At 53.2% G+C, this 10,690-nt stretch carries 8 protein-coding genes and 2 pseudogenes; 5 read left to right on the top strand and 5 right to left on the bottom strand.

Annotated elements, in window-relative coordinates; all coding sequences use genetic code 11:
• Positions 1 to 840 (top strand): M20/M25/M40 family metallo-hydrolase (locus ACZAHD_RS18825; protein ID WP_462458133.1); only part of this gene is annotated, 840 nt, incomplete at its 5' end.
• 108 nt (positions 841 to 948) lie between these two features.
• On the opposite strand, the gene ACZAHD_RS18820 is transcribed toward ACZAHD_RS18825, so the two are convergent.
• Complete coding sequence (locus ACZAHD_RS18820) at positions 949 to 1,551, bottom strand: short chain dehydrogenase (protein ID WP_462458132.1); 603 nt, start codon at positions 1,549 to 1,551, stop codon at positions 949 to 951.
• 99 nt (positions 1,552 to 1,650) lie between these two features.
• Here ACZAHD_RS18820 and ACZAHD_RS18815 point away from each other — a divergent pair, with 99 nt between their 5' ends.
• Positions 1,651 to 2,541 (top strand): LysR substrate-binding domain-containing protein, encoded by an 891-nt coding sequence (locus ACZAHD_RS18815; protein ID WP_462458131.1) that lies wholly within the window; start codon positions 1,651 to 1,653, stop codon positions 2,539 to 2,541.
• Positions 2,542 to 2,753: 212 nt separating this feature from the next.
• On the opposite strand, the gene ACZAHD_RS18810 is transcribed toward ACZAHD_RS18815, so the two are convergent.
• Entirely contained in the window at positions 2,754 to 3,899 is a 1,146-nt protein-coding gene (locus ACZAHD_RS18810; RefSeq protein WP_462458130.1) for a trans-sulfuration enzyme family protein, read from the bottom strand.
• Positions 3,900 to 3,908: 9 nt separating this feature from the next.
• Positions 3,909 to 5,284: pseudogene (locus ACZAHD_RS18805) on the bottom strand (pyridoxal-phosphate dependent enzyme).
• 718 nt (positions 5,285 to 6,002) lie between these two features.
• Between ACZAHD_RS18805 and ACZAHD_RS18800 the strand changes: the two are divergent.
• Positions 6,003 to 6,581 carry a TetR/AcrR family transcriptional regulator gene (locus ACZAHD_RS18800; RefSeq protein ID WP_462458129.1) on the top strand — a complete coding sequence of 193 codons (579 nt, stop codon included), beginning with the start codon at positions 6,003 to 6,005 and terminating at the stop codon, positions 6,579 to 6,581.
• Here the strand turns inward: ACZAHD_RS18800 and ACZAHD_RS18795 are convergent.
• Positions 6,557 to 7,663, bottom strand: coding sequence for an iron-containing redox enzyme family protein (locus tag ACZAHD_RS18795; RefSeq protein ID WP_462458128.1), 1,107 nt, complete (start codon positions 7,661 to 7,663; stop codon positions 6,557 to 6,559). The genes ACZAHD_RS18800 and ACZAHD_RS18795 overlap by 25 nt on opposite strands.
• 210 nt (positions 7,664 to 7,873) lie before the next feature.
• Between ACZAHD_RS18795 and ACZAHD_RS18790 the strand changes: the two genes are divergently transcribed.
• Both ACZAHD_RS18790 and ACZAHD_RS18785 read left to right on the top strand, forming a co-directional pair.
• Entirely contained in the window at positions 7,874 to 8,776 is a 903-nt protein-coding gene (locus tag ACZAHD_RS18790; RefSeq protein ID WP_462458127.1) for a DMT family transporter, read from the top strand.
• Positions 8,777 to 8,935: 159 nt separating this feature from the next.
• Positions 8,936 to 9,585, top strand: a pseudogene (locus ACZAHD_RS18785) (MFS transporter).
• Between the two features lie 1,001 nt (positions 9,586 to 10,586).
• On the opposite strand, the gene ACZAHD_RS18780 reads toward ACZAHD_RS18785, so the two are convergent.
• Positions 10,587 to 10,690: hypothetical protein (locus ACZAHD_RS18780; protein ID WP_462458134.1), on the bottom strand; the 104-nt coding region annotated here is incomplete at its 5' end.

Here is a 10,690-nt window from a genome sequence, read left to right as displayed (position 1 = left end):
AAGGGCTTTATTGCCTGTGTGCTGGCCGCTGTTCCCGCCTTTCTCGCCCAACCGTTAAGCATGCCTCTGCATCTGGCCTTTTCCTATGATGAGGAGGTGGGATGTCTCGGCGTCCGCAGTCTGGTAAACCATCTTAAAGCCTCAAAGGACAAACCCGCCCTGTGCATTATTGGTGAGCCGACGGAGATGCGCCCGGTCTATGGCCATAAAGGCAAATTAGCCATGCGCTGCCATATTCACGGTAAGGCCTGCCATTCGGCCTATGCCCCCGATGGCGTGAACGCTATTGAATATGCGGCGAAGCTGATTACCCGCTTAGGCGTGCTGGGTGAAAAGCTGGCACTCAGGCAGGACACGCGCTTCGACCCGCCATACAGTACCGTGCAGGTGGGGGTGATTACAGGTGGTGCGGCGCTCAATATTGTGCCTGAACGCTGCCAGTTCGATTTTGAAATCCGCCATTTGCCGGACCTGTCGCTCGACGAGATCCTTACCGGGCTGCAGGCGTATGCCGAAGAGGAACTGGTGCAGGCGATGCGCACGGTGGCAGAGGAGGCCACAATCCGTTTTCAGCCGCTCAGCCAGTATCCTGGTCTGTTGAGCGATCCGCAGTCGGCCTTTGCTGGCTGGCTGGCGCAATGGGCCGGCAATGATACGTTCTCCACCGTTGCCTTTGGCACTGAAGGTGGGTTGTTTGACGAAGCGGGCGTGGCAACGCTGATCTGCGGGCCGGGAAGTATGGAACAGGGACACAAGCCGGATGAGTTTATTGCCCTGACTCAGTTGGAGCAATGTCTGGCGATGCTGGATAATCTGCGCCGCTGGATGGCGGTCTCCTGAATCTTTTGCGCCCGGTTTCGGGCGCCTTGTCGTCATCCTCTTCCCCGCTATTCAGAGGAGGGAGCAGGCAACGTCTGAGCGGGTAGATGCTGCCTGCGCTTTCAGCGGTCAGTAGCCGACGGTGTACACCCGACCGCTCTGGATGCCTTCCACGCTGCGGCGATAGGCCTGGGCAACGGCGGCGGCGGGGACGCTGACGAAGCCGGGGAAGAAACCATCATAAGCGGCGAGCGACTCCGTCAGCACGGTGGGGCTTATCAGGTTGATGCGGATCCCACGCGGCAGTTCGCAGGCAGCGGCGCGGACAAAGCCCTCCAGCCCGGCATTCACCGTTGTGGCGTTGACGCCCTGGGCAATCGGCTCATGGGCTACAATACCGCTGATAAGCGTAATCGAACCGCCTTCATTGAGGTAATGCTGCCCGGTTAGTGCAAGGCGGATTTGCCCCAGTAGTTTGTCCTGCAGGCCTTGGTTGAAATCCCGGTCTGTCATCGACGCCAGTGGGCCAAAGAACAGATTGCCGGTGGCCGAGACAATCGCATCGACCCGACCAACTTTTTCAAAGAGCGCGTCGATGCTCGGCTGAGAGGTGATATCCACCTGAAGATCGCCCTGAGTGCGACCTACGCGAATGACGTCATGTTGACGGTTCAGTTCTTCGGCGACGGCGCGCCCGACGGTACCGCTGGCACCAATAACGACGATTTTCATGGCTGACTCCTGATGAGTTGTGAGCCTCTATTCTTTAATGGAACAGTTATCGGATAAACTGGCTAAAAGTTAGATGATTACTAACCAGAGGTTTGTAATATGGATAAGCTACGCGGAATGGAGACGTTTATTGCCGTGGTAGAGTGCGGCAGTTTTACCGACGCGGCATCGCGGCTGGAGATGTCGGCGGTCATGGTCGGTAAATATATCGCCCTGACGGAGCGAGAGCTTGGCACCCGACTGCTTGAGCGCAACACCCGGCGCCAGAGTCTGACCGATGCCGGGCGCGTCTATTATGAAGAAGCCAAACGGGTACTTGAACAGGTTGCTATTGCTGAAAGTTCGGTCGAACGATTGCGACTGGCACCGGCCGGAACGCTGCGCATCAGCGCGCCGACCTCTTTTGGCGCCTGCGTGATTGCGCCGCTGACCGCCTCCTTTTTACAGGCGTGGCCGGATGTTCGCATCGAACTGGATCTGACTAACCGGATGATCGATCTCGTCGATGAGGGCTTCGATCTGGCGATCCGAATTGGTGATATTCACAACACCGATCTGGTGGCGAAATATCTCTGTCCTTATCGAATGGTGATTTGCGCCGCGCCCGCCTACCTGGCTCGTCACGGTACGCCAGCCGTACCGGCGGACTTGGTCGATCATCTTTGTCTGTCCCATACGGTGTGGACGGCGCGCAATGAGTGGATATTGCCGGGTGCGCAAGATGCGGTGCGCTGGAAGCGCGATGCGATTCTGCGCTGCAATGATGGTTATGGCCTACGCATGGCGGCGATAGCCGGAGCCGGGCTGTTGCTCCAGCCGGAGATCTTACTGAGCGAGGCGCTGGCCAGCGGCAAGCTGGTACGCGTGCTGGAGGCCTATACCCCCCATCCGCGTCCGGTACATTTACTGTGGCGCCAGGATCTTCGCCCGTTACCGAAGCTGACCCGCTTCGTGGAGCATGTGCTGAAAGAGGGAAAACGCTATTTATGAGCGATGACTATCGGGTCTGCTATTGCGACGGCTCGGACGGCGTGAGGCCTGTCAGGTGACGCTGGAACATTCCGCAGCACCCGCGCAAGAAGACGTTTTTTCTCCCAAACCAGCGTTGGCAGACACCGACATGCCTCGGACAAATCAACAATAAGCCATGAAAAACCTGCTGGCCATAAGTGGCCAGCAGGGTCTCCCGGCGGATTGATTGTTCAGCCAGCTAAGGCGTGCTGCCAGTCGGCGATCAGATCCTGCGGATCTTCAATCCCGACGGAGAGACGGATCAACTGAGGCGTGATGCCATTGGCCAGCCGTTGTTCCAGTGGAATCGAAGCATGGGTCATGCTGAACGGTTGGCTGACCAGACTCTCTACTCCCCCCAGACTCTCTGCCAGAGTAAACAGCTGTAGCCTGCTGATGACCTGCTGCGCATAGTTATCATCGCCTTTCACCACGACTGAAATCATCCCGCCCGGCAGCGCCATCTGCCGGCGCGCCAGCTGATGGTGGGGATGCGATGCCAGCCACGGGAACCAGACTTTTTCCACCTGCGGCTGCTGTTCAAGCCATTCGGCGAGGGCCAGCGCATTGCTGCTGTGACGCTCCATACGCAGCGCGAGCGTTCGGATACCGCGTAGCGTCAGGAAGCTGCTGAACGGGTCAAGTACGCCGCCCACCGCATTTTGCAGATAGCCTAGTTTCTCCGCCAGCGCGCGATTGTCACCGACGACCGCCAGCCCGGCGACAACATCGGAGTGGCCGTTGAGGTACTTGGTCGCTGAATGAACCACGATATCGAAGCCCAGCTCAAGGGGACGATGGATGACCGGCGAGGCAAAGGTATTATCAGTGACGCTGATAATATTGTGCTGACGGGCAATCGCCGCGATGGCGCTGAGATCCGCCAGTTTCAGCAGTGGGTTGGTCGGGGTTTCGACCCAGATCATGCGTGTATCCGGCTGAATCGCGGCTTCAAGAGCGACCAGATCGTCGGGTTTGACCCAACTTACCCGCAACCCCGCGCTGTGACGGCGAACGTTCTCAAGCAGGCGCCAGGTACCGCCGTAGACATCGTCGACGGCCACCAGGTGACTGTCTTTATCCAGCAGCTCAAGGACGGTGGAAATCGCTGCCAGCCCTGATGCAAACGCGTAGCCGCGGGTGCCACTCTCCAGTTCGGCAATCGCCGTCTCCAGCGCATGGCGGGTTGGGTTGCCGCTACGCGAATACTCATAGCCGGTATGCTGCCCTGGCGCGGGTTGAGTAAAGGTGGAGGTGGCGTAAATTGGCGGCATAACGGCGCCGTGGGCATCATTAAAGGCGCCGCTGTGTACGCTCAATGTATGCAAATTTTTCATCTTTCATCCTTAGAGTTCGAGTCGGTTGCGCCAGGTCGTCAGCACGTCGCTACGGGTGATGAGACCCAAAAAGCGGTCGTTGTCAGCGATAACGGCCACCAGGCCGCGATCGAAAATGGCTTTCAATGCGCTTTCCGGCGCATGTTTATCCAGCGTCTCTACGTTGCGGGTCATTGCCTCCCTGACGGGCAGTGAAAAGCGCTGGCTGTCGCCCTGGACGTGACTGATCAGATCCCACTCATCGATGATGCCGACGACGCGGCCGTTTTCCAGTACCGGCAGTTGCGATATGTCATACAGACGCATGCGCGCGAGAATAGCGGCGAGGGTGTCATCCGGTGCCGCGGTCACGGTGGCCCCTTCATCGTGGCGCAGGGCGATAAAATCGGTTAAATCGCCGTGGGTCGGTCGGCTCAGTAGACCCTGCTGACGCATCCAGTCGTCGTTAAACATTTTTGAGAGGTATTTGTTGCCGCTGTCGCAGGCGAAAGTCACCACTCGTTTAGCTCGGGTCTGCGCCCGGCAGTAGCGCAGTGCCGCGCTCAGTAAGGTGCCCGTTGATGAACCGGCAAGCACGCCCTCGGTTTGTAAGAGCTGCCGGGCGGTGGCGAACGCTTCACCATCGCTGATGCGATAGGCGGTTCGCACGCCATCCAGATGGGCCAGCGGCGGGATAAAATCTTCGCCAATCCCTTCAACCAGCCAGGAGCCTGTTTCACCGTAGCGCCCAGTTTCAACCTGGTCGGCAAGGATCGATCCCGCTGGGTCGGCGAGAATAAATTGGGTTTTTGGCGAATGTCTGGCAAACCAGGTCTGCAGGCCGCCGAGGGTACCCCCGGAACCGACGCCGACGACGATGGCGTCGATATCACCGTCCAACTGATCGTATATTTCGGGTGCAGTCGAGGTGGCGTGCGCCAGCGGGTTGGCTTCGTTATTGAACTGGTCAATGTAGAAAGATCCCGGAGTTTCCTCCGCCAGGCGGCGCGCATAATCCTGATAATAGGCGGGGTGGCCCTTATTCACATCCGAGCGGGTGAGGAGCACTTTGGCTCCCAGGGCGCGGAGATGGAAAATTTTCTCCCGGCTCATTTTGTCGGGAACCACCAGCGTCAGGGCGTAATTTTTTTGCGCGGCGATGAGCGCCAGCCCTAGTCCGGTGTTACCCGCTGTCGCTTCAATAATGGTACCACCGGGTTTTAATTTACCCAGCCGTTCCGCCTCGTTGATCATCGACAGCGCGACGCGGTCTTTGATCGACCCGCCGGGATTCTGTTTTCCAGCTTTAAAAACAGGCTGCAGGGGCCGGTATCCAGCTTATGCAGTTGAAGCAGGGGAGTGTGGCCAATAAGGTCGCTAATGGAGTGAAAGAGTGACATAACAATTTGCCCATTCGTTTCGAGATATTTGAATGGTAGGTCTGCGAAATTGTTAATTTAAAGAATATTTGCCCGCCATTAAGAGCAAAATGGAATATAAGATGCTTTTTAGCCATCCGGAGGGAAAGCCTGTTAGACGCCTGGGTGTGTTGATTTCCAGATAAGGTCATTTTTGCCGTATTTTTCACCGAATTATCGCTTTTCTGGCGGCGCTTATCTTTATTTCAGCAAAGTATTGTCGGAAATATTCCATAGACCGACGGGCATTTTTATGACTGGTTATTTTTCCGCCCGTTGCGCTCATCCACCCATACGTCAGCGACGCGCCGCAGGCACGGTAACTCGCTGTTGTTCGTTTGTTCTGTTTTCCCCGCGGAATGAGCGAAGAATCGGGTCAGCAAAACGTTTGGCGGCCGTTAAAAATAATCGCATGAGATGTATCCATCTGGCCTCGAGACGGACGCACAGCGCAAGTGCGGTTGCCGGGGAGTGATGGTTGAGTACCTTAGTTCTTTTTGCGCATGGTATAGGCATCCGGCACGTGTCTGACGGCGATGAATGCTTCGCTAATGAGGGTAGAGGCGAGATTCAGAGGCAGAGGGCATCGTGGTGAGCCGTCGCCCCGGTGTTTGCGCAGTGTAAAGCAGTGTATTAATTGAATGTTTATCGCTTAAGATTTCCAGTATAAAGCTGATATTGCATCCTTTTAACAGGAAAATGACGTATGAAGCCAAAACAAGCGGAAATTATCCGCCATTCCCTGTCCCTGTTTAACAGAGAAGGTTACCAGTCGCCGAGCATTGACCGAATTTCGGAAAATGCGGGTATCTCCAAAATGACGTTCTACCGCTACTATCCGGATAAAGAAGCGCTAATTCTCGCCATTTTACAGCTGAAAGAATACGAGTTTATCCAGGATCTGCAGAACCTTGTTGCGGATAAATCCTCGGCGCGGGAGAAGCTGTTTGCCGTTTTTGAATACTATAACGACTGGTTTAAATGCGAGGATTTTCATGGCTGCATGTTTACCCGCGCGCTCTTCGAATATGGCGCATCTTCTCAGGCTATCCGGATGACCTGCTCGACGTTTAAATCACGTCTCTACCAGTTTTTTCGCGACATTCTCGTGAGTGTATTGAAACCGGAACCGGCGGAACGGGTTGCGATGATGATGGTCATTCTTATCGATGGCGCAATCGCCGCCCAGCAGGCTGAGTCATCAGAGTGCCGGGAGATCCCCCCTGGAATGACGGCCTGGAGTGCGGCGAAAGCACTTATTTATTCCGAAGGTGGGACACTCTGATCATCGCACCGTGCCGGTTTTTCAAGAGCACGTAACGTCTCCAGCAGGCGATCGTAGTAATCGTTACAGGTTTGCAGACGAAGCGCGGCGCCGAAGTACACTTCCTCCATCGCGGCGGGATGCCTTTTACCAGTCGGTACGATAACGTTATTCAGCCAGCCATCGGCGTGCCCGATATCAACCGTGATGTGTTCTGCATAATAATGCACATCGCGTTTTGTCAGGCCAATACGCAGGCAACCTGCGACAAGTTTTTGATACTGGGGAGGATCGAGTAATTCTGTCATCGCCATCACGCCAAGCGATTTGTAATAATGCTGCCGGTTCACGCCGCCAAGCATGAAAGCGTTATATCCGGCAAGCCCTTGCCAGTCATACAGATGGGTAAAATGATTATCGGGTAAGGCAATCTCCCGACGCTTTAGTAAATCCTTATACAGATTGACGTGCGTGATTTCATTACTTCCCTGGCCTATTTCATCCCACAGATTGCGGGCAATTTCTGCGCGTGTTTCTGGCAGGGAACCGACAAGACCCATGGCGACCAGATCGAAAAAAAGAAGATTCAGCGCGCTGTCGCTTTTGAAAAAATAATCTATTTGTGCTGCGGAAGCGGATGTCGCGAGAAAGTCGAAAAGAGGATGATGTGAGGCCGGGTGCATCTCACATAGCTTGTGAAGTTCTTCAACAATATTTCCGGCGTTGAGCACCGGTTTATGGCAAACAAAATGTTTCTTTTCCGCTCGCAGCCATTCGGACTCGATGTAATTCCTGATCCTGGTGAGCAGGGGGTGAAACTGGTTTTTTGCGCCCGCTGATAGCGGCTCAGCCAGCCAGGTCTGGTAAAGCTGGAAAAGCGCGCCGAGGGCAGACTTTTTCGCTTGCAGATCGCCGGCGATAAACGCTCTGATGCAGGTGTTTTCCGTCAAATACCAGACCCTTTCTTCAAGCTGCGGAGTGGCGGTCAACGTCAGTGAAAGGTCGTCACTGTTGATGAGCCGGTCAATCATTGCGTCCAGCGGCAGTCTGTCCATATCGGAATGATGCTTGTTTCCGGAGAAAGTATTTTCAGGTGTGCGCATTAATTTATCCCTGTAAAACACAATAGTATATATACGTTATAGTACCGATAATTATGCTGCAAGGTGATTTTTTAAATAGCGGATGTATTTGTAATTAATTGATTTTTATAGATTAGATTATTGTGCTTCATTTATACTAAAAAATAGTTGATGGTATTAAAATTTTAACGTTACTATTTGGTACAGTCTGAAGTGATGAAAGGAATCAGCATGCCTTACCTGTTTCTCACGCTGGCGGCCCTGTTCTGGGGAGGGAATTATGTCGTCGGGCATATTCTCGTGCAGGGTGCGGATCCGATTCTCATGACAGAAGCAAGGTGGGCGTTAACGGCGCTACTGTTGGTTCTGCTCTATCACCGGCAAATTCGCGAAAGTCGGCTGCTGCTGTGCCAGAATGCCTCTACGCTGCTGATTTTAACGCTGTGCGGGCAGGTCAGTTTCCCTTTAACCCTCTACATTGGCCTGCAGTCGACCTCTGCGCTGAATGCGGCGATTTACATGTCAGCGACCCCTTGTATGGTGCTTATTATTAATCGCCTGATTTTCCACGATCGGGTTTCGGTGCGTAACTGGTTGGGCGTGATCTTTAGCACCGCCGGTGTGCTGGTCCTCCTGCTGCACGGTAGCCTGAGGCAATCAGAGGGGCTGAAAAGTTTTAGCCAGGGCGATCTATGGGCGATGGGATCTGCGTTGAGCTGGGCGTTGTATTGTTCTCTGCTGCGTAATAAGGATCGCCGCATACCCGCTAACGCCTTCGTTGCCGCCAGTTCGTTTCTTGGTGCCGTTATTCTTGTTCCAGTGGTGACTTGCTGGCTGTGGCGACACCCGGCGACCTCATTTGCCGCATACCACGATATCTATTTCCTCAGCGGACTGGCGTACCTGGTCATTTTCCCCTCGTGGCTGGCCTACTTATTCTGGAACAAAGGCATCGCCGCCATTGGCGCGACGCGTGGTGAAATTTATACCCATATTATCCCACTTTCTGGCGGTATATTAAGTATTCTGTTTTTGCATACCCAGCCACATCTCTATCACTTACTGAGCACGCTTTTAATTTTGACGGGGATCGCCATCTGTTCACTTGCTAAAAAGACTGCGGCGCATTCATAAATAATAAAATGATTAAGCGCATAATTTAAGGACGAATTAACTCTGTTCAGGATGTATTTGTCTCTTATTTTCGCCGCATCGGTTTCCACGCTGGCGACGGATATGATCGTGCCTGCGTTACCCGTATTACAAAATGCTTTCAATACTGATTATTAGACTATTTAGCTGATGATGAGCGGTTTTCTGGTGATATACGCTGGCAGTTAGTTATTATCAGGATGCATAGGTGAAAAACTGGGTAAATTACGGGTGCTGACGGCCAGCTTTTTGCTTTTCCTCGCCGGAAGCATTCTTTGCTTTATGTCCGAAAGTTTAATGACGTTACTGGCTGGCAGAGCGTTACAGGCCACGGGCGCGGGGTCGCGCCGGTGCTTTCCAAAGCGATAGCAAAAGAGACGTTTTCCCCGCTGAGCCTCAAGCGCGCTCTTTCCGATATCTCTTCGGCCAGTGCGGTTGTTCCTTTTATTTCTGGCAGCCATTCACTGCTTTTGTGCATCGTCGGCGCGATGATTTTTAACTTAAGCCCTGGCGCTTATTACCCCACGGCGAATTTTATCGCTCTGCAAATTAAAGGCACTAAGACGGGTATTGCGGCATCGGTTACCGGGTTTATTCAGACCGTGAGCGCCGGGACTATTAGCTTTTTCGCCGTAAAGCTAACGGATACCGGCATGGGTTTCGACAGGACGTTCGGCGTAAGCACTTTATTGCTGGCGATTTTGTCTCTTCTGGTGGTTACTACAATTAAGGTCACACAATGGAAAACAGGCAAAAAGGAACATAGAAAAGTCTCTGAAATAGTAAATTAGGGGATTTTCTGAACATATTTATGAACGGGTGGGAAGGTAAAGAAATGACCCATCGATGATGGCACATGATAAAAAATGGATATTCAGCGCAGCACCTTCCTCCGCTCTCCTCGGCCTTTTTTCAGGGGACTCCCGACATTATTTCTTTCAGGTCATGAGTGGCAGAATCGCCCCCGCGTCGATCCGTTTTACACCTCGACGGATGAGACGTTGCAGCAGGCGATGGGTGGACCGGGCACCGCATTGTGGGCGTAAGAGGAGTACCGCGAGTGCGTGTTCCCCATTTTGCGCACCGAACTGATGATGGCGGAACGCTATCTTTGTTGTGAAGACACCATCTTCCACGGAGAGCGGTACGTTATACGCTTGCGATATCTTGTGGGAAATGTCGATTACATCGACAGACACAACATTCCGGTACTGAAAGCAGGGATGACATTGCCAGTGCTTTGGTGCGTGGATGTGTGTTAAGGAAAAAGTCTGGTGAGTGAGGGCGGGCAAGAGAGTCTCGAAGCAGCTACGTACTACCGTGGCTTATCGTGATGAAACCGCTCAGTAACCTCGAGATTCAGTGGCGAAACCTCCGGGAGATCTGAGCATTACTCTTAAAGGGCAAGCATTGGGCAGGATCGTCTACCGGGATGGTGTCAGTCCAGGTATAACAGAACCTATCCGGCTTGTGTCGTCACGTTATCCAGTCAGAAAACCACGGTTGATTAACACCTTGGTACAGACTTGCCGATTGGTGATGCTGCACTTCTCCTACTGACTACTGTGCTTCTCATTTGCCTGTATTGTCAGGAGAATGTCTGATCAGAGCAGCCGATCCAGAAAAAATCAGAGTTATTCAACCACCCCCACCATCTCCACTAATTCTCCGAATATAAATATATGGAAATATTATTAGTATGACGTGCTGAATTCTTTTATATTAACTTAATATTGAATTATTATTGCCCGTCTGGAGTTATAACCATGCTAAATAGCTGCGCCTAATACCGCTACACTTTCGCGAGACCATGCTTACCTCCCGGGAATGGACTGACGGTTTTCATAAAATGATGAACCTTTCTCAGCAACTGCCACATCGAGCGGCACTGATGGT

Source organism: Raoultella sp., from assembly GCF_039594335.1.
Classification (GTDB): domain Bacteria; phylum Pseudomonadota; class Gammaproteobacteria; order Enterobacterales; family Enterobacteriaceae; genus Klebsiella.
Note: the sequence above shows the minus strand (reverse complement) of the source record. Positions and strands in the feature narration are given on the sequence as shown.

What these genes read in the sequence shown, in the direction of transcription:
- ACZAHD_RS18820 (WP_462458132.1), bottom strand. Translation starts at nt 1,551, where the DNA reads ATGAAAATCGTCGTTATTGGTGCCAGCGGTACCGTCGGGCGCGCCGTC.
- ACZAHD_RS18815 (WP_462458131.1), top strand. Translation starts at nt 1,651, where the DNA reads ATGGATAAGCTACGCGGAATGGAGACGTTTATTGCCGTGGTAGAGTGC.
- ACZAHD_RS18810 (WP_462458130.1), bottom strand. Translation starts at nt 3,899, where the DNA reads ATGAAAAATTTGCATACATTGAGCGTACACAGCGGCGCCTTTAATGAT.
- ACZAHD_RS18800 (WP_462458129.1), top strand. Translation starts at nt 6,003, where the DNA reads ATGAAGCCAAAACAAGCGGAAATTATCCGCCATTCCCTGTCCCTGTTT.
- ACZAHD_RS18795 (WP_462458128.1), bottom strand. Translation starts at nt 7,663, where the DNA reads ATGCGCACACCTGAAAATACTTTCTCCGGAAACAAGCATCATTCCGAT.
- ACZAHD_RS18790 (WP_462458127.1), top strand. Translation starts at nt 7,874, where the DNA reads ATGCCTTACCTGTTTCTCACGCTGGCGGCCCTGTTCTGGGGAGGGAAT.